The organism is Bradyrhizobium iriomotense, assembly GCF_030160715.1.
Lineage (GTDB): Bacteria > Pseudomonadota > Alphaproteobacteria > Rhizobiales > Xanthobacteraceae > Bradyrhizobium > Bradyrhizobium iriomotense.
The window spans coordinates 73,740-92,042 of record NZ_BSOW01000019.1; the positions used below are offsets into that span (position 1 = coordinate 73,740).

General features: G+C 62.9%; 19 protein-coding genes. 7 read left to right on the forward strand and 12 right to left on the reverse strand.

Annotation, left to right across the window (positions count from 1 at the left end; translation table 11 throughout):
• Positions 1 to 19: 19 nt before the first annotated feature.
• From dhaK to QQL28_RS25955, 3 genes are all read left to right on the forward strand, one after another.
• Positions 20 to 1,003, forward strand: coding sequence for a dihydroxyacetone kinase subunit DhaK (gene dhaK, locus QQL28_RS25945; protein WP_284270037.1), 984 nt, complete (start codon positions 20 to 22; stop codon positions 1,001 to 1,003).
• A gap of 257 nt (positions 1,004 to 1,260) precedes the next feature.
• Positions 1,261 to 1,755: a type II 3-dehydroquinate dehydratase gene (locus tag QQL28_RS25950; RefSeq protein WP_284270038.1), complete on the forward strand. Its 495-nt coding sequence runs from the start codon at positions 1,261 to 1,263 to the stop codon at positions 1,753 to 1,755.
• 144 nt (positions 1,756 to 1,899) lie between these two features.
• On the forward strand, positions 1,900 to 2,802 hold the full coding sequence (locus QQL28_RS25955) for an N-acetylmuramic acid 6-phosphate etherase (protein WP_284270039.1): 903 nt from the start codon (positions 1,900 to 1,902) through the stop codon (positions 2,800 to 2,802).
• A gap of 52 nt (positions 2,803 to 2,854) precedes the next feature.
• On the opposite strand, the gene eutC is transcribed toward QQL28_RS25955, so the two are convergent.
• From eutC to QQL28_RS25985, 6 genes are all read right to left on the reverse strand, one after another.
• Complete coding sequence (gene eutC, locus QQL28_RS25960) at positions 2,855 to 3,652, reverse strand: ethanolamine ammonia-lyase subunit EutC (RefSeq protein WP_284270040.1); 798 nt, start codon at positions 3,650 to 3,652, stop codon at positions 2,855 to 2,857.
• Positions 3,653 to 3,654: 2 nt separating this feature from the next.
• Positions 3,655 to 5,052, reverse strand: a complete 1,398-nt coding sequence (locus QQL28_RS25965; protein ID WP_284270041.1) for an ethanolamine ammonia-lyase subunit EutB — start codon at positions 5,050 to 5,052, stop codon at positions 3,655 to 3,657.
• A 38-nt stretch (positions 5,053 to 5,090) separates the two neighbouring features.
• Complete coding sequence (locus QQL28_RS25970) at positions 5,091 to 5,921, reverse strand: ABC transporter permease (protein WP_284270043.1); 831 nt, start codon at positions 5,919 to 5,921, stop codon at positions 5,091 to 5,093.
• 6 nt (positions 5,922 to 5,927) lie between these two features.
• Entirely contained in the window at positions 5,928 to 7,151 is a 1,224-nt protein-coding gene (locus QQL28_RS25975) for an ABC transporter permease (RefSeq protein ID WP_284270045.1), read from the reverse strand.
• A gap of 61 nt (positions 7,152 to 7,212) precedes the next feature.
• Entirely contained in the window at positions 7,213 to 8,262 is a 1,050-nt protein-coding gene (locus QQL28_RS25980) for an ABC transporter substrate-binding protein (protein WP_284270047.1), read from the reverse strand.
• Complete coding sequence (locus tag QQL28_RS25985; protein ID WP_284270049.1) at positions 8,259 to 9,518, reverse strand: ABC transporter ATP-binding protein; 1,260 nt, start codon at positions 9,516 to 9,518, stop codon at positions 8,259 to 8,261. Before QQL28_RS25985 ends, QQL28_RS25980 begins: the two co-directional genes overlap by 4 nt.
• 248 nt (positions 9,519 to 9,766) lie before the next feature.
• Here QQL28_RS25985 and QQL28_RS25990 point away from each other — a divergent pair, with 248 nt between their 5' ends.
• The 3 genes from QQL28_RS25990 (at position 9,767) to QQL28_RS26000 (ending at position 13,894) form a co-directional block, all read left to right on the forward strand.
• Positions 9,767 to 11,152 carry an aminotransferase-like domain-containing protein gene (locus QQL28_RS25990; RefSeq protein WP_284270051.1) on the forward strand — a complete coding sequence of 462 codons (1,386 nt, stop codon included), beginning with the start codon at positions 9,767 to 9,769 and terminating at the stop codon, positions 11,150 to 11,152.
• A gap of 6 nt (positions 11,153 to 11,158) precedes the next feature.
• Complete coding sequence (locus QQL28_RS25995; protein WP_284270053.1) at positions 11,159 to 12,406, forward strand: NAD(P)/FAD-dependent oxidoreductase; 1,248 nt, start codon at positions 11,159 to 11,161, stop codon at positions 12,404 to 12,406.
• Positions 12,407 to 12,577: 171 nt separating this feature from the next.
• Entirely contained in the window at positions 12,578 to 13,894 is a 1,317-nt protein-coding gene (locus tag QQL28_RS26000) for a serine hydrolase domain-containing protein (RefSeq protein ID WP_284270055.1), read from the forward strand.
• A 124-nt stretch (positions 13,895 to 14,018) separates the two neighbouring features.
• Here QQL28_RS26000 and QQL28_RS26005 read toward each other — a convergent pair whose 3' ends face one another.
• The 5 genes from QQL28_RS26005 to QQL28_RS26025 form a co-directional block, all read right to left on the reverse strand.
• Positions 14,019 to 14,717, reverse strand: a complete 699-nt coding sequence (locus QQL28_RS26005; protein WP_284270057.1) for a uracil-DNA glycosylase family protein — start codon at positions 14,715 to 14,717, stop codon at positions 14,019 to 14,021.
• Positions 14,718 to 14,826: 109 nt separating this feature from the next.
• A complete protein-coding gene (locus QQL28_RS26010) occupies positions 14,827 to 15,117 on the reverse strand; it encodes a superinfection immunity protein (protein WP_284270058.1) in 291 nt (96 codons plus the stop codon).
• A 175-nt stretch (positions 15,118 to 15,292) separates the two neighbouring features.
• Positions 15,293 to 15,715, reverse strand: a complete 423-nt coding sequence (locus QQL28_RS26015; protein ID WP_284270059.1) for a hypothetical protein — start codon at positions 15,713 to 15,715, stop codon at positions 15,293 to 15,295.
• A gap of 40 nt (positions 15,716 to 15,755) precedes the next feature.
• The gene (locus QQL28_RS26020) at positions 15,756 to 15,917 is read right to left on the reverse strand and encodes a thermonuclease family protein (RefSeq protein WP_431309645.1); all 162 of its coding nucleotides are present in this window, start codon (positions 15,915 to 15,917) and stop codon (positions 15,756 to 15,758) included.
• 234 nt (positions 15,918 to 16,151) lie between these two features.
• Positions 16,152 to 16,418 carry an excalibur calcium-binding domain-containing protein gene (locus QQL28_RS26025; RefSeq protein ID WP_284270061.1) on the reverse strand — a complete coding sequence of 89 codons (267 nt, stop codon included), beginning with the start codon at positions 16,416 to 16,418 and terminating at the stop codon, positions 16,152 to 16,154.
• A gap of 429 nt (positions 16,419 to 16,847) precedes the next feature.
• Here QQL28_RS26025 and QQL28_RS26030 point away from each other — a divergent pair, with 429 nt between their 5' ends.
• Complete coding sequence (locus tag QQL28_RS26030; protein WP_284270062.1) at positions 16,848 to 17,855, forward strand: AraC family transcriptional regulator; 1,008 nt, start codon at positions 16,848 to 16,850, stop codon at positions 17,853 to 17,855.
• Between the two features lies 1 nt (position 17,856).
• Here QQL28_RS26030 and QQL28_RS26035 read toward each other — a convergent pair whose 3' ends face one another.
• Positions 17,857 to 18,243, reverse strand: coding sequence for a hypothetical protein (locus QQL28_RS26035; RefSeq protein ID WP_284270063.1), 387 nt, complete (start codon positions 18,241 to 18,243; stop codon positions 17,857 to 17,859).
• Between the last annotated feature and the right edge of the window lie 60 nt (positions 18,244 to 18,303).

Sequence of the window (18,303 nt, forward strand, 5' to 3'; positions counted from 1 at the left end):
CAGTGATGGGGAGGGTCGCATGAAGAAGTTCATCAATTCCGTCGACGATGTCCTGGCCGAGAGCCTGGACGGCTTTGCCGCGGCGCATGCCGATCTCGTCACGCTGGGACCGGAACGCAAATTCGTGCGCCGCCGTGAGCCCAACCGGAAGAAGGTCGCGCTGGTTTCCGGCGGCGGCAGCGGGCACGAGCCGTTGCATGCCGGCTTCGTCGGTTACGGCATGCTCGACGCCGCCTGTCCGGGGCAGGTCTTCACGTCGCCGACGCCGGACCAGATCGTCGAGGCCGCGCAGGCCGTCGCCAGCGAGGCCGGCGTGCTGTTCATCGTGAAGAACTACGCGGGCGACCGCATGAATTTCGAGATGGCGGCGGAGATCGCCGAAGGCCGCTTCGCGACCATCGTGACGGATGACGATGTCGCGGTGGAGAACTCCACCCACAGCATCGGTCGCCGCGGCGTCGCCGGGACGCTGATCGTCGAGAAGATCGTCGGCGCGGCGGCCGAGAAGGGCCTTGATCTTGCCGGCTGCGTCGCGCTCGGCGAGCGGGTCAATGCGCAGACGCGTTCGATGGGCGTGGCGCTGACGAGCTGCACGGTCCCGGCCGCGGGCGGGCCGACCTTCGCGCTCGGCGAAGGCGAGATGGAGATGGGCGTCGGCATTCACGGCGAGCCCGGGCGTCGCCGCGTCAAGCTGGAGCGGGCCGATGCCATCGCCTTCGAGATGACGACGGCCATCGCGGAAGATCTCGACGCACGCGCGGGGACCGAAGCGCTCCTGCTCGTCAACGGTTTCGGCGGCACGCCCACGATCGAGCTCTATCTGATGTACCAAGCGGCGCGCAAACTGCTCGAGAAGCGCGGCCTGCGCATCAGCCGCTCGCTGGTCGGCAGCTACGTCACTTCGCTGGACATGGCCGGCTGCTCGCTCACGCTAAGCCTGCTCGATGCCGAGACGACGGCGCTGTGGGACCATCCGGTGCGCACCGCAGCCCTCAAATGGTGAGCATCGCCTGACATGGACCGTCGACCGATCCCGAACTCCGCCGCGATGGAATGCCGGCCCCGCTAGCGGGCTGTCCACGCGCCGGTTTGCTCCCTGAAACTGGCCGTGCCATCAGGCACGGCATTTTTTTGGGGGTGTTCAGCGACGTCAGAGCGCGGCAGGATCAGGTCGAGATAGTGCTCTTCCGGCGACTGGTCACGGGACCCGCAAACTGGTTCGGTGGCCAGTCAGGTCCCGTCGAAAGAAGGAGCGGCCCGATGGCCACGCGGATCATGATCCTGAACGGCCCCAATCTCGATTTCCTCGGCATTAGGGAGCCACATATCTACGGCTCGACGACACTTGGTGAAATCGAGGCGGGCTGCAATGAGGTCGCCAGCCTTCTGGACGTCTCGCTTGCGTTCCATCAATCCAATGTCGAGGGTGAGCTCATCGGCTTGATCCACGCGGCCCGCGGCAGCGCCGATGCGATCATCATGAATCCAGCCGCGTTCTCGTTCACCTCGATCGCCCTGATCGACGCGTTGAAGATCTTCGATGGCCCGAAGATCGAGGTCCACATCTCGAACATCCACGCCCGCGACGAGCTGCACCGGCATTCGATCATCTCCAGCGCGTCGACCGCCGTGATCTGCGGACTTGGCCCCTACGGCTATATCGCTGCCATCCTGGCCGCCGTTCAACGGCTGGGGCGACTGCCGGCTACGATCCCCGCCGCGCTGCGCGGCCTGGAGGTGAGCGGGAAAGCTTAGACGGGACTGGAACCCATGTGCCGGGATCCATGTTAGTCTGCCGGTCGCGCTGGCATTCCCGAGGATGTGATGAACGGCGACATGTGTTTGGCTGGCGGGAGGCCGGCCGCCAACGCAGAGTGGCCGTTACGGTGGTACAAGCCCATGAAACGAACGGATCGCGCCAATGCAACCGAAGCCGTCGATCCTCGCTTCACGGATTTGGACGCGTGGTCCGGGACCGCGGCATTGGAGGCGATGTGGGAAGGTCAGCTCGCGGCGGTCGCAGCCGTTGGCCAATGTCTTCCTGCGCTCGCCGCGGCGACGGATGCGGCGGCGGACGCGCTCGGAGATGACGGGCGCCTGGTCTATGTCGGCGCAGGGACGTCGGCCAGGGTGGCCATCCAGGACGGCGCCGAGCTGACGCCCACCTTCGCTTGGCCTCAGCAACGGGTCCACTTCATCATCGCGGGCGGAGAGAGCGCGTTTGTCACCAGCGTCGAAGGCGCGGAAGACGACATGGACGACGCGATCGCCCAGATCGATGCGGCAAGGCTATCAGCGCACGACGTGGTCATTGCGGTTGCGGCGAGCGGCACGACCCCGTTCACTGTGGCCGCCTTGCGCCAGGCCGGCCGGTACCAGGCCGTGACCGTCGGCATTGCCAACAACCGCCAGGCCCCGCTGCTCGCGGCAGCGAAATATCCTGTCCTGGTCGAGACCGGGCCGGAGCTCATCGCCGGCTCGACGCGGATGAAGGCCGGCACCGCCCAGAAGATCGTGCTCAATTTGATGTCGACCGGCATCATGCTGCGCCTTGGTCGCGTCTACCGCGGCATGATGGTCAACATGCTGCCCACGAACGCGAAGCTGAAGCGCCGCGCCGAGGCGATGGTCGCCCGCATTGCCGGCTGTAGCGAGGCGCAAGCTGCCTCCGCCCTGGAAGAGACCGGCGGCGACATCAAGTTGGCCGCGCTCGTGGTGCTTGGATACGACAGGACCGAAGCGGCGAAGCTTCTGGCAAGCCACAAGGGCAATCTGCGTCGCGTGTTTGATGATCTGGGGTGAAGGCAGCGGCCGCCCACAGCTGTGGAGCTGTTGCGCCTCGCATCACCTCGAATCAAGGGGCGTTCGCAATTGTGCGAAGACCGGGCGCCGTGGAACGAAGATCATTCAACCGAACGCCTGTCGCTCCATACGCAAATGCCTGCTCGATAATGTCGATGATCTGCGCGGCCGCCTCTCCGGGCGAAAGCCCTGCGGGCCGGATATTGGATATGCAGTTGCGGCTCGAATCCATCGTGCCGATCATCGGTCGCCAGGTGATGTAGGCACCGAGCGAGTCGGCAGCCGACAGACCGGGCCGCTCGCCGATCAGAACCACAGTCAGCCTGGCGCCCAGCAACTGGCCTATCTCGTCGCCGATGGCGACCCGTCCTTGTTCGACGACAACCAGCGGGCCGATGGTGCGGCCGCGCGCCACTAGGAGCGGTCGCAAACAGTCGAGCACCGGCAGGAGATTGGTCTCGACGGCCAGGGCCGACAGACCATCGGCGGCAACGATCGCGATGTCATCTCCCCGCGTCGCTCCCTCGACGACAGCGCGCCCGCTGGCAGACAGACGTCGCCCCAGATCCGGCCGGCGCAGATATTCCGACCGGTCGCTGGCGGCGCTGTGGACGCGAGCGACGCGCCAGCCCTGCTCGCGAAGCAATTGGCCGAGAGTCTCGAAATCAAGCGCGGCGTGAACCGCGTCCCGTGCGCGCGCGTGGTCAAGCATGAACTGGAGGTTTGTCGCTGTCAGCTGTCCGGATCCGGCTCGCCCGAGCCCGATCCGGGCCGGCGTGAAGCGTCGCAGCGGCGCGAGGTGGCTGGCGACTGCGAGCTGACCGCTTTCATCTGGTGGACGGTCCGGCATCATCAGGCTTCCATGGCTTCGATCAGCGCCACGGCCGGGCCGATGGCTGCGGACGCCGGCCTCTCAAGCAAACGCCCGTCCGCATCGGTGAGCCCCGTCTTGCGCAGCCAATCCTCGAACTCCGGCGCGCATCGCCGGCCGAGCGTTTGGCGAACGTAGAGGACATCATGATACGCCAGGCTCTGATAGTTCAGCATGATGTCGTCGGCGCCCGGGACTGCAATGACGAACGTCACCCCGGCCGCACTCAGCAGCGTGAGCAGCGCGTCCATGTCGTCCGCATCGGCTTCTGCGTGGTTGGTGTAACAGACGTCGCAGCCCATCGGCAGGCCGAGCAGCTTGGCGCAAAAATGGTCCTCGAGCCCGGCTCGCGTGATTTCCTTGCCGTTGTAGAGATATTCGGGGCCTATGAAGCCGACGACCGTGTTCACCAGCAGCGGCTTGAACCGCCGCGCGACGGCATAGGCGCGCGCTTCCATCGTCTGCTGATCGACCCCGAAATGCGCGTCTGCGGACAAGGCGCTGCCTTGCCCGGTTTCGAAGTACATGACGTTCTTGCCGACCGTGCCGCGGTTGAGCGAAAGCGCGGCATCATGAGCTTCCGCCAGAACGGATAGATCGATCCCGAACCCGCGATTGGCCTTTTCCGAGCCTGCGATGGATTGAAAGACGAGATCGACGGGGGCGCCGAGATTGATGGCCTGGATCGCGGTGGTGACGTGGCCGAGGCAGCAGCTCTGCGCCGGAATGTCGAGACGCTGCCGGACTTCATCGAGCAGCGTCACGATCCGCACATAGTCTTCTACGCTGTCGGTCGCCGGGTTGACGCCGATCACGGCGTCGCCGACTCCGAACAGCAGCCCATCAAGCAGGCTGGCGGCGATGCCGCGGGAATCGTCGGTCGGATGGTTCGGCTGCAGCCGCGTCGAGAGCCGTCCGGCAAGCCCGATCGTATTGCGGAAGGCCGTCGTGACGCTGCATTTGGCGGCGATGACGATCAGATCCTGCGCGCGCATGATCTTCGAGACGGCGGCGGCCATTTCAGGCGTCAGGCCCGGAGCAAGCGCAGCAAGATCGCTCGTCGTGGTTCGCGCGTCGAGCAGCCATTCGCGGAACGCGCCGACCGTCAAATGCGATATCGCCGCGAAGGCAGCCTGATCATGGCCGTCGAGGATCAATCGGGAAACCTCATCCTCCTCGTACGGCACGAGATCGACGTTCAGAAAGGTCTTGAGCGGGAGGTCGGCGAGCGCCATTTGCGCTGCGACGCGCTCGATGGCGCTCTGCGCCGCGATCCCGGCCAAGGCATCACCGGAGCGCGCCGGGGAGGCTTTGGCAAGCAGGGTCTTCAGGTCGGCGAAAGTCCAGCGCGTGCCGTTGACCGTTGCGTGATAAGACATGCAGGAACGCCTCTCACAGAGATTTCGTCCGACGCCGCCTATTCGGATGCAGCGCCGGCGTTCTTCCGCGATCGACGCGCAAGCAAATTCGCGACGATCAGCAAGAGGATCGACAAGCCCATCATCAGCGTGGCCGCCGCCGTGATCGCGGGGCTCAACTGCTCGCGCAGGCCCGTGAACATTTCGAGCGGCAGGGTACGCTGCTGGGCATTAGCAAGAAACTGAACCACGACGACTTCGTCGAACGACGTCACGAAGGCGAAGGCGGCGCCTGACAGGACACCGGGCAGGATCAGCGGCAGCATGACACGAAGGAATCCGGTCAGCGGCTTGGCCCCGAGAATGGACGTGGCCCGCATCAGGTTGCGGTCGAAGCCCGCCAGGCTGGCGCTGACGGTCACCACGACGAACGGACTCGCCAGAACGGTGTGCGCAAGGATGATGCCGCCGTAGGTGTTGGCGAGGCCGATGCGTGCGTAGAAGAGGTAGGTGCCGACCGCCGTCACGACGACGGGGACGATCAGAGGCGAAATCAGCAGGGGCACGACGAACCGGCGTCCGGGAAATTTGGGATCGGACAGGCCGATCGCAGTCAGCGTTCCCAATACGGTCGCCAGGATGGTCGTGCCAAATCCGATCAGCAGGCTGTTGCCGATTGCGGCGCGCCAACGCGGCGTGCCGAGCACGACCTCATACCAGCGCGTCGAAACGCCGGCGAGCGGGAAGGTGAAGAAGGAGCCACTGTTGAAAGACAGCGGCACGGGCACGAAAATCGGCACGACCAGGAAGATCAGCACCAACACGCACCAGAACCAGAGCGCTGCGACGCGGATCCGTTCGGCATTGGTCGGATATGGCGACAACAACATGGCGCTTCATCCCATCTTGAAGAGGTCGAGGCCGAGATAGCGCGTCATCGTGATGTACAGGCCGAGCGTGGACGCGAGCAGCACGAAGCTGAGCGCGGCGGCCATTTCCCAGTTGAGCTCGGCATTGACGTAGTTGGCGATGAAGTTGCTGATGAGCTGGTCGCTGGCCCCGCCGATCAGCACGGGCGTGATGTAGTAACCGAGGCACAGGATGAAGGTGAGCAGGCAGCCGGCCAGAACTCCCGGCATGACCTGCGGCAGGTAGATGCGCCGGAATACGGTGAAGGGACGACCGCCGAGTGATTGGGCTGCCCTGAGTTGCGAGGGCTGAACCGAGCGCATCACGCTGTAGATCGGAAGAAGCGTGAAAGGCAGTTGGATGTGCGTCATCGCAATGATGAGGCCGGTGCGGCTATACATCAGCTCGATGCGGTCGGATGTCACGCCGAGCCAGAGCATGAGATCGTTGAGGATGCCGTATTTCTGCAGGATGACGGTCCAGGCGGCGGTGCGCACGAGGATGGAGGTCCAGAACGGCAGCAGCACCAGAACCAGGACGATGGCGGCCATCGCCGGTCGCAGGTTGGTCATCAAATATGCGAGCGGAAACGCAAGCGCCAGCGTCGCCAGCGTGACGAGTGTCGCGATCAGGAAGGTGCGGCCGAAGACACGCAGGAAGACCGCTTGATCGGCGGGAACGGCACCGATCGTCCACTGACCGGTCCAGCGCAGGTCGAAGGCGCTGAGGAGAAAGAACGACGTGAACCTGTTCGTTCCGACCCGGATTGCGCTCCAGCTCTTCTCCTCGCCGAGCAGTGGCGCTGCCTTGATCATGGCCTCTTTGGTGATCGCCTGATCCTGCGCGGCGAGGCGGGCCACGCGTAGCACTTGGCTGCGCGCGCCCGGCAGGCGGGTGTTGAGGTTCTTGGCAAACTCATAGACGGTCCCCGCGGCCTGGCCGTCTTTCAGATCGATAGCGAAGGCGCGGAAGACCGCCTCGTCCGGCACGCCGGCGCCGCTGTCCTGCCGCAGCGCCGCGATGGTGAGCGGTAGCGCGTTGGCAATGGTCGGTTCGTACACCGCCCGCGACAACAGCGCCACGATCGGCGCGCCGAAGCTGAACAACAACAGCAGGAGCAGTGGCGCGGCCAGCGCGAGCGGGCGCAGGCTGTCGCTATGATCTCTCGCGCTGATCCATGTTTTGGTCGTTGGCATTGCGATCGACGACATGAAGCGATCCTCGCGTGGTGCGGGATCGGGCAGAAGGTCCGATCCCGTGGTGCTGGCGCTGTTATTGGGCGAGCCAGGCGTTGAAGCGCTTGACCAGATCCTCGCCGTGATCACCCCAGAACTCCACGTCGCCGACCAGATAGTTCTTCATGTGGTCCGGCGCGGTGGGCAGTTTCGGCAAGACGTCCTTGGGAACGAACGGGGTCGAGTCCGACAGCACCGGGCCATAGGGGATGAAGCGGCCGAGCTGCGCGCCCACGTCGGGCTGGGCCACGTAAGCGAGATATTTGTAGGCGAGGTCGAGATTCTTGGCGCCCTTCGGGATCGCGATCATGTCGTACTCGACGATCTGGTTGTCCCAGACGATCGCGAATGGACGCTTGTCCTGATCGATAGCGCTTTGGATGCGTCCGTTCCACGCCGTCGTCATGACCACCTCCTTGGAGGCGAGGAGCTGCGGCGGCTGGGCGCCGGCATCCCACCAGACGATGTCCTTCTTGATCGTGTCGAGCTTCTTGAAGGCGCGGTCGACGCCATCAGGCGTTCCCAGCACCTTGTAGACCTCGGCGATCGGCACACCGTCGGCCATCAGAGCCCATTCGAGATTTTGCGCAGGAGCCTTGCGCATGGCGCGCTTGCCGGGGAATTTCTTGGTGTCGAAGATATCGAGCACCGAAGTCGGCGCTTCCTTCAGCACGGTCGTGTCATAGGCCAGCACGTCGCCATAGACGTCGATGCCGACGCCGCAATCGAGTGCCGTGCCCGGCAGGAATCGCGAACGATCGGCGACCTTCGAATAGTCGATACGGATCAGAACGCCGGCGTCACACCCCTGGAGCACGGTCGAGGTCTCGACCGTGACGAGATCGATTGGCACATTGCCCGTCTCGACCATCGCTTTGATCTTGCCGAGCTCGCCGGTGTATTCCTGCTCGTTGAACTTGACGCCCGCCTTCTTGGCGAAGGGCTCGAACCAGGCTTGGCGCAGCGCGGCCTGCCATGCGCCGCCGGTGGCCATGATGGTGAGCTCTTCGGCGCCGACGGGCTGAAGCTGACAGATGATCGCGGCGCCCGCCAAAGCAAGCAAATTCGTCCTGCATACGCTCTTCATGAACCACTCCCCGTGTTCGATGGTTTGCCGTCCGCGACGGCGCCCGCCGGAAAAGCCCGGCAATCGGATGCCGGCCAGCAGAGCTCGATGGCCTTGCCCGCCGCCATTGTTGCTTCCGGTCCGATCTTCACGGTCAGCACCTGTCCGCTCGCCAGGCGCGCGAGCAGACGCTGATGATCACCGTGATAGATGCAGCCATCGACCGTCGCCTGAAGGCGATTGTCCGATTGGCCGTTTGCGTTCGACAATGCGATCCGCTCGGGCCTGACCGTCAGGTGGACTGGAGCGCCGGGACGAAGGTCGCCGATCGCGAGCGCAGCGACCTTTAATCCGTTCGGCAGGGCAACGACGCATCGCCCGTTGCCGACGCTTTCAACCTCGCCGTCCAGCGCATTGTTTTCGCCGATGAACCCGGCGACGAACGCAGTTGCCGGCTCGTTGTACAATGCGTCGGGTGTTCCGATCTGAACGATGGACCCGCTGTCGAAAATGGCGACGCGATCCGACATGGTCAGCGCTTCGCTCTGGTCGTGGGTCACATAGACGATCGTGACGCCGAGCATTTCGTGGATCTGCTTCAGCTCGATCTGCATGTGTTCGCGCAACTTCTTGTCGAGCGCGCCGAGCGGCTCGTCCATCAGAACGAGCGCCGGCTCGAACACGAGCGCACGGGCGAGCGCGACGCGCTGTTGTTGGCCGCCTGAAAGCTGTGTCGGCTTGCGGTCCTTGAAGCGCTCGAGCTTCACCATGTCGAGCGCCCGCGTGACGCGCGGTGCAATCTCGGCCTTTGGATACTTCCGTACCGAAAGCGGGAAAGCGACGTTGTCGGCCACGCTCATATGCGGGAAGAGCGCGTAGTTCTGGAAAACCATGCCGATATTGCGATCGTAGGGCGGCAGGCGGTCGACCGATTTGCCGTCGAGCGTGATGACGCCCTGGCTCGGCCGCTCGAAGCCCGCCAGCATGTTGAGCGTCGTGGTTTTGCCGGAGCCCGACGGCCCGAGGAACGTCAGGAACTCCCCGCGCCCGACGCTCAGATTGAGCCGTCGCACGGCCTGGAAGGAGCCGTAGTTTTTCTCGACGTCGATGAAATCGACGAACTTGGCGTCGCGGCGTCCGTCGCTGGCCGGCTCGCGGGTCAACGCCGAACCCGCCTCCCGGCTGACGCTTCCCGGGGCGGTCCATGTATTGGGACGGCGCTGCGCGGCCGCGCTCGAACTCTCGGGAATCACCGACTCCTGCTTGGCCCAAACCATCGCTGACCTCCAAGAACGCGTCTTCGTGCCTCAGCTATTGTATGACCATACAAGTCACCTTTGAGTGACGGTACAACCAGACAATATGGTCGTCAATGCCAACTTATGCACATTTTTAGGTCAGATATATGGACGTTTGTTCGGCATCGATCGCTTATTCTCTGGAGACAAGTTGAATTGTCTGACGTATTCGCGCATGATAGGTGAAGTGTTCGGAGGACGGTGAACGCCAAGGACGCCGGCGCGGTATGCTCGAAAACCTGGAACTGCCCGAAAGCGATGCACCCATCTATCAGCGCCTGGCGGATGCCATCGGCGAGCGCATCGCGCGCGGCGAGCTCGTAGCGGGCGAGAGGCTGCCGCCTCATCGCGAAATTGCGCGCTCGCTCGGCATCAACGTCACGACCGTCACACGCGCCTTCTCGGCTTTGCAACAGCGTGGTCTGGTTGAGGCGCGTCCCGGCCGCGGAACCCTGATCGCGATACGCGAGACGGAAGAAAGCTCCTTCAAATCCGCGCCCAGCGACGAAGCCGGATTGATCGATCTGTCGGTGAACAGGCCGGCGACGTCAGCCTATCTCGAGGCGTTGTCGACGCTGATGCCCCGTCTCGCCAGGGATCGCCGGTTCGGCAGTTTGCAGGACTATCACCCGCCCGAAGGTCCGCTATGGGCGCGCTCCGCGGTCGCGGATTGGCTCAATGGCGTCGCCGGAGACGGTGATGCCGGCCGCGTGGTCCTGACGGACGGCGCCCAGCACGGCCTCGCCTGCGTCCTGCGGGCCTTGGCCGAACGCGGCGACGTCATCCTGGCGGACGCCATCACCTATCAGGGCATCGGCGCGCTGTGTCGATCGCAGGGGCTCGACCTGCGGGGATTGCCGATTGACCGGGAGGGCATGCGGCCGGATGCGTTCGAGACCGCCTGCGCGACCTTGCGGCCTCGCGCCGTTTTTCTCGTGCCCAGCCTGCACAATCCGACGACGGTCACCTTGAGCGAAGAGCGCCGCCGTGCGCTGGCCGCAATCGCCCGTCGCCACAACGTGCTGATCATCGAGGACGATGTCTATCGTCCGTTGCTCGATCGCATCATTCCATCCTTCGCAGCCCTCGAGCCTGAGCTGACGGTTCATATCAGTGGACTGTCGAAATGCATCGCGCCCGGTCTTCGCTATGGCTTCGTGGTCGCCCCCCGCGCGGTTCTGGGCAATGTCGCGGCCGCGCTGCGCATCGATTGCTGGAGCATCAGCCCGCTCACCGCGCTCATCGCCACCAATCTGCTCGAAGACGGGACCGCGACGCGGATCATCGAAGTCCAGCGGGAGGAACTGCGCAGGCGGCAAGCCGTTTTGCGCGAGGTGCTGGCGGCCTTCGACGTTCAGACCCACGAGACCTCGCCGCATGCCTGGTTGCATTTGCCAGAACCCTGGCGAGGCGCCGGATTCGCCCGGGCCTGCCGTCAGCGTGGCGTCGGCTTGCTTCCGGCAGACGCATTCGCCGTCGGACGCGAAACTCTCGCTCATGCCGTGCGGATCAACCTGGGTGCGGCGCCTTCGCTCAATGAGCTGCGCCATGCGCTTTCGATCATCGCTGCGCTGTTGAATGCCGGCCATCTCGAAATCTCCGGCTCAGTCTGAAGCGTCATGGCAGCGCCGATCAAAACGGATGTCGCAATCGTCGGTGCCGGCATCATCGGGCTTGCGATCGCATTTCGGCTGGCGGCGGAAGGCCGGGAGGTCGTCGTCATCGACCCGAACGAGCCGGGCTCGGGAGCCTCATACGGCAATGCCGGTGCCATCGCGCCCTATGGCTGTGCGCCGATCGGCAACCCCGACGTTCTGCGCACTCTGCCGAGTTTGCTCTTCGCCTCGGACAGCCCGCTTGCCATTCGCCTTGCTGGGCTGCCTGCACTGCTTCCCTGGCTGTCGCGCTTTGTCTGGCAGTCCATGCCGGCCCGCGCGCGCCGCAATGGTCATGCATTGGCGGGTCTCCTGAAGGAGGCGATTCCGGCCTGGCGCGATCTCGCGACGCAGGCGGGAGTTTCGGATCTCTTTCGCCATGAAGGCTGCCTCTATTTCTATCGTGAGAAGATGCCGGCCGGGGACAGCGAATGGGCCGCGCGGCTCAGAGACGAATTGGGTGTCCGGCACGACAGGTTGACCCCGGGCGAAGTCGCCAGGCTCGAGCCTGCGCTGCCTCCGGCGGCTGGCGGCGTGTTCTTTCCGGATGCGGCGCATATCGTCGATCCCGGTGCCTTGACTCGACGGTTGGCGGCTGCGGCGGAAGCGAGAGGTGCTTCGCTTCAACGCTCTCGTGTCGAGCAGCTGGAGCCTGGGAACGGCGGGCACGTCACGCTCACCTGCCGCGATCTCGTTGTCGATGCGCGTGCCGTCGTTCTCGCCGCCGGCGCATGGTCGCGCTCTCTCGCGCGGCAAGGTGGAGAGAGCGTTCCCCTCGATACCGAGCGTGGCTACCACATCGAATTCGCGATGGAGGCTTGTCCCATCAAGAGGCCCGTAAGCCCTGTCGATCTCGGGTTCTACATCACGCCGATGGAAGGCCGTCTGCGAGTAGCCGGCACGGTCGAGCTTGGCGGCCTGTCCGCGCCCCTCAATCCCGATCGTATCGCTGTGCTCGAGCGCGGTGTGCGCAAGCTGTTTCCGGATCTGGGACCCGTCCAGACCCAATGGCTGGGCTTTCGGCCGTCGCTTCCCGATTCACTGCCGGTGATCGGACCCAGCCGACGCTATCCAAACGTGATCCTCGCGTTTGGTCACGGACATCTCGGCATGACGCTCGCGGGCGCGACGAGCCGCATCGTCGCAAGTCTCATCGAAAATCAAAACGATGTTTCGAGCTTTCCGGCATTCCGACCCGATCGGTTCAGCTGAGATGGTGTGCAGTTGAGCTGTCGGGTCGTTATATGAGCCCGGGCGAAATCTGCCAGTTTTGCAATATGTCCGCAGGCGGTACAGGCGAGGCGTAGCCGACAAAGTCTGGTACGGGCAGGATGTCGGCGAATGACCCCGAAGCGGACATTGGCTAGTGCATCGGGGTCAACTATGATCAAGCGCAGCTGCAACAGCTTGGGTGCTTGCTCAATGACCGGACGCGGCTTCACACGGCTGCTTTGCGTCGCCTGCGCAGTGGCATTCCCTTTCATGCTGGATGCGCTCACACTGAATTCGCATCGAGCCTTCGCCCAGGCAGCACCGGCCTCACAAGGTGCCGGCCCTCGCTTCCGTGCGGACGGGCCGAATGCGGACGAGTTCGGCCAGAAGGAGGGGTATCCGAGTTGCAAGGGAATTGAGTATGTCGACCAAACGCGCTGCCGCGTCGGAGCACTGAGCCGCTATGACGCGCTGTTTCCTGCGCGCACCATCACGGCCCCGAAACAATCAGTCCCGCTGGCGCGCGCAGCGAGCGAACCCGTCATTCGCTATGGCTTCGCCGGGCTCGAGTTGACGCTCGACGACTACCTCAATCGTCAACCGGTCACCGGCCTGCTGATCGCGAAAGACAATACGATTCTGGTCGAGCGTTACCAGTACGGTCGCACCGATACGGATCGCCTGACGTCCTTCTCGATGGCGAAGACCGTGGTTGGGTTGCTGATCGGTATCGCCGTGAAGGAGGGCGCCATCCGGTCTATCGACGACCTCGCGGAAGCCTATGTCCCCGGTCTGAAGGACACCGAATACGGCCGCACCCCGATCAAGGCGCTGCTACTGATGGCCTCAGGCGTCGCCTTCTCGGAGGACTACGCCGACCGATCCAGCGACATCAACAAGCTGGCACGTATGACGGTTGAGCCGGGCTCTCCCGGCAGCCTCGCTGCGGTGAAGCAGTTCAACACTCGTCGCGACGCGGCGGGTGCGCGCTTCTCCTATTCGTCGGCTGAATCGCTGGTTCTCGGCCTTGTGCTCGCGGCCGCCACCAAACGGACCGTAGCCGACTATGCCGCCGAAAAGCTCTGGCAGCCGCTAGGAGCGGAAGCCGATGCGACGTGGATCATCGATACAACCGGGCAGGAAATTACGTTTGCCTATGTCAATGCGGTGCTGCGCGACTGGGCGCGTCTCGGCCTGATGCTGGCCAATCGCGGCAATTGGCAGGGCAAGACCGTCGTTCCCGAGGACTGGCTCACGGCGTCGGCCGCGAATGCGCTTCCGACCGACTCGCCGCTGACGAAGTACGGCTATCAAATCTGGTATTCCGCAGACACCAGACGTTTTGGGCTGCGAGGCCTTCGCGGACAATTTGTCTTTGTCGATCCGGACCTGAAGCTTGTTCTCGTGCAGACCGCGCTCAGCGGTGGCCCGCCCGAAACCGCCGAGCTGTTTGCTCTATGGAACGCGCTGCGAGCACAGGTTCAGTAGGCCGCAGTGGCAATGCCGGCGATCGAGTGCAAGATGCGCCATCCGGCCTGCGCTCGCACGACCGTGTCAGCGTCAAGCCGATCGATGTGAAAGCTCTTATAGGGTAGAAGGCCGTTGCAGAGGCTTAATTCGCTTGAAGCATCTCTTGAATCAATGGCGTCGGATCGGCCTCGGGATTCGTCCAATCGGCGATGCTTGGATGGGTGGCGACGATGACGATCTGGCCTTCCGCACGATAAGCTGTGGTCGCCCAGCCACGATTGTTTTTCTCGACAAATTGCGCGATTGGCCGCGCATTCGCCTTGAGCTTGCGGTTTAGCTGGCCGCCGGTGGTCTGTCCGAAACAGACAACCACCTTCGGCTTGAGCCTGGCGATCACTGCTTCGTGGAATGGCCAACACTGATCGACGAGTTCGTCGACCCCACCGGCCAAATTCGTTTCCCGGCGACTTCGCACGAATATCAGATTGCTCGCGGGTGTTTCACGAGGATCGCGTTCGAGTTGTCGCAGCATATGAAGGACGCGCGGCTGCATTTTGTGTGTGCCGGGTTTCCTGTTTTGCCAGCTTTCGTCGCTATAGGCCGACCAGCGATCTGGGAGCTGCGTCAGGACCCGCGCGGTTTCGGAGCCGATTGTTTCGGCTGCCTGCGTGGTCGGGTCGCCACCGGGGTTCAATCCGATGAGGTACAGATCAGTGGGACGACTAAAGGCGGCGCGCCCCGAATAGAAGACCTTTCCAGACCGGCGGTTGAGGGCTGGATCAATCGTTTTCGCGAAATGTTCAATCATTTGCCGTTGTGATGCTCCATTGTGCTCCGTCATTTGGTTCGCTTCCGCCATCGCTCATGCACATAACCGGCGAAGTAGTCGCCAGCGAACGCAGCAGAGACGGCGACCAGGATCTTGAAGGCCAAGATGACGAGGTCGTCCATCAGTAGCCGTCCCGAAGCCGGTTGATGTTCTGCACGGCGGTTGCCGCCCAGACCAACGCGCCGACCCAGCCGATGAAGGTCCAGCCGAGCAGCAGGTTGAGCAGGAAGATCGCCAGCGTGTTGTGATGACCGCGAAACACTGCGATGATCGTCGGGAAGAAGTAGCAAGCGATCATCACGATGATGAGCATCAAGCCCATTGCGGCGTTGCCGCCATCCGATGCGGCGATCGCCGGGGATGCCGTCAGCGCCATCGTTGCCAACGCGAACAGATAATGCTTCAAGCGCATGGCCGCGCTCCAAGCCACCGCACCAGCACATGCTTGTCGATTGCCGCAGCAACCGTCACTTGCCAGCGCAGCTCGCTTCGCTTGCGCGGCAAGGGCTTCGAATCGTCCGCCATCGTAACGTATACGTTCGCGGCAATCTTGGCCTGCTCGAGCGGACTCAGGTCATCGATCCCTCTCACAGCCGCTCCCCTTTCGGGCCGATGCTGCCGCGAGAAATCAGGTTCTGTAGGGCTTCGTACTTCAGATCTTCGCAGTATTCCCGCAGCCGAAAATTGTCGCCCCATTCTTTGGCGCAGTTGGCTTTGATCACCGCAACTTTGTCTTGCGGCAGTTTGGCAATATCGGCAGCTCTGAAGTCGCCTGCCGATGCAGTGGAGATCAGCAGCGCGAGCGCTGCGGCGGCGAGTAGGGATCGTCTCATTGATCTGAGTTGCTCCTTTTGTATTGGCCGGACTTGATCAACGGCCACGCTTGTTCGTATCGCATCACGTCGCCATGCTTCGCGCGCCAGATGGGCGTCGATGCCGTCCCAACCGTTGCCTTGGAAAACGCGCTGACACTCCGGGCAAATGCGTGGTGCAGATAGACATCGTTTCATTGGTCTGGCTTCTGTTGCGCTGTGATTTTACGAACGGACGTCAGTTGCCCTTGGGGCACCATGTCGCGAGGCGCTTGGCCTTGGCTTCCGGTCCGGGCACATAAGGCAGGGCGTGGCCCTCCTTGAGCAGGACTTCGCCGACATCGACCTCGCCCGTGTAGACGCGGGCCAACGTCCGGCCGAACCGGTCCGAGACCGTCAGGGGTGTAGGACACGTCGCCTTTGTCGAGCAGCTCGCTTAGCCGCTGTTTGGCAGCGAGGCCGAGCTTGTACTCGTTCTCGCAGCGAGAACGGAAGGTCTCGGGGGTGTCGATCTGCAGGATGCGAATCCGGGTCCCGTCGATGTCCACCGTGTCGCCGTCGACGACGCGGACCCCGGCCATCGCCGGGCTCAATGTCGCCAACGTCAGGACGGTCGCGAGCCGCGTCTTCATGGCTACTCGCACGCGATGCCGTCGTTGTCGCGGTCGAGGTGGCGAGCATAGCCAGGCTCGCCGACACGCATGCGGGAGTATCCGGCGGCGCGGGCCTCCCTGCATGTGCGGAAGAAGATGTCCGGTTTGCTGGCGTCAGCCTTGGCTTCGTTGCCGGGCTTCACGTCGGCAACGACCTCGTCGCCGGTTTTGGCTTTGATCGTGCCTCTGGCCATGACGGGACTGGCAAACACCGCCATGGCGGCAGCAAGAGTGAATAGGTGTCTCATTCGAAACAGTCTCCTTGCAGGGTGGGTGTCCAGCCGCACGATTGCAGCTCTCCCAATGCCCCCACCCCGGTTGGCTTGCGCCGCCGGGGACAAGGCGAGATGGATTGGGTCACGCCGCCCGCCGGTCTTTGGCCTCGGCGACTGCCGCGTCGATCATCTGGCGGTAGCGATTGCGCCGCTCCCCGAGGGGCATGAACTGCTAGGCCAGGGCACGTTCGGACGCCGCTCGCCGATCCGCGCCACGACGAACGACGGCTTCAGGCCTTGGCGAACGACCTGAACGTGTCGCCGGTATCTCGCGCCTTGCGCATGCCTCTGGTTCACCGAAGCGGTATTTAGATTGCCGCCAAGGAATTCTCTTGTTATTTTGCGCCAAAGACTTGGTTGCGAATAATGTCGCGAACTACCACTGGACGATCGATCAAGCGATTGTCCGACCTGCCAATGGTGCAAGGGGGACTGTCGCGACTGGCTGCCGACCGCGTGCGCAAAGCGGGAGTCAGATTAGAGCCGCTGTTGTCGCGCGTCGGGTTGGCGCTTGACCAGATCGATGATTCCGAACGACGTATCGGCGCGTCCAACCAGATCGCTTTCCTCGAGGCCGCGGCCCATGCGCTGAAAGACGATTTCCTTGGCTTTCACCTCGCCGGCGAGTTCGATCTGCGAGAACTCGGATTGTTGTATTACGTCATGGCATCGTCCGACACACTTGGAGATGCGCTGAATCGCGCCGCGCGCTACAGCCGCATCACAAATGAAGCGATCATGCTTCAGTATCAAAACGCCCACGAACCAAAACTGCGGCTAGTATATTCGGGGGTTCCACGTCATGCTGATCTCCAGCAGATCGAATTCTGTATTGCCGCAATAGTTCGACTAACTCGCGTGTTGAGCGGCCGTCAGTTTTTTCCCAGGCACATATCCATCAGTCACATCCGGCCGAAAGGTATCGCGAAGTTTGCCAGCCTACTTGGAAAGAGCCTTGAATTTGGCGGTGCTGCGGACGAAATCAATTTCCCGGTTGGCTCAGCCGATTGGGCGCTGGTCGATGCCGACAAGCGATTGAACAAGATCCTGCGCGAGCTCTGTGAAGAGAGTCTTAGCTCGCGCAGGAGCAACACCAGTGCGCTCCGCGTTCAGGTCGAGAACACAGCCTCGCCTCTACTTCCGCACGGTCTCGCAAAGATGAATGTTATTGCCAAGAAACTTGGGATGAGCCCGAGAACGCTGACACGTAGGCTTGCCGAGGAGGGCGCAACATTTAACGAGATCCTACAGCAGCTCAAGGCAAGTTTGGCAAGGCGTTACCTGGAGGAGGATAGTTTGCCGATCTCAAAGATCGCCTGGCTTCTCGGCTTCGAGGATGCCAGTTCGTTCAGTCACGCATGCCGACGGTGGACTGGCAAGTCGCCCCGAGAGCTTCGGCTTTCACGTTGATTCAAGGTGGTGATGGCTTCCACGCTATCGAGCCTTGTTCAATAAGCTTCTTGTCCTCCGGCAGGTCGCCCCAAGACAACCAGTGGTATAGCAGCGGCGAGATCGGCACCTGCATGCCATTTGGACACCGGTGGTTCTCGCACCATTGCCGGCCAGTTACGACCACGCCTTGCAAGTTGATGTCCGGCGTATGGATCAGTTTGCGTCCGCATCGCGCGCAGTGGTTCTCCGCTTGGTTCATGCCGGCCCTTTTGCCTGCTCTTTGCTCCAGACCCCACGGGAACTGCAGAACGCCGCTATCACCGTCTGTTGCCGCTCGTTCCTGTGAGACTTGTCGAGTGGTTATCGAGGCGGCGGAAATCAGCAGAAAGCTGACCTGGGCTCTCATCTCGCAAGCGAGGCAGAATTAAAGGTGCGTTGAGGCAAGGGTCTTGTGAATGCACGCCAA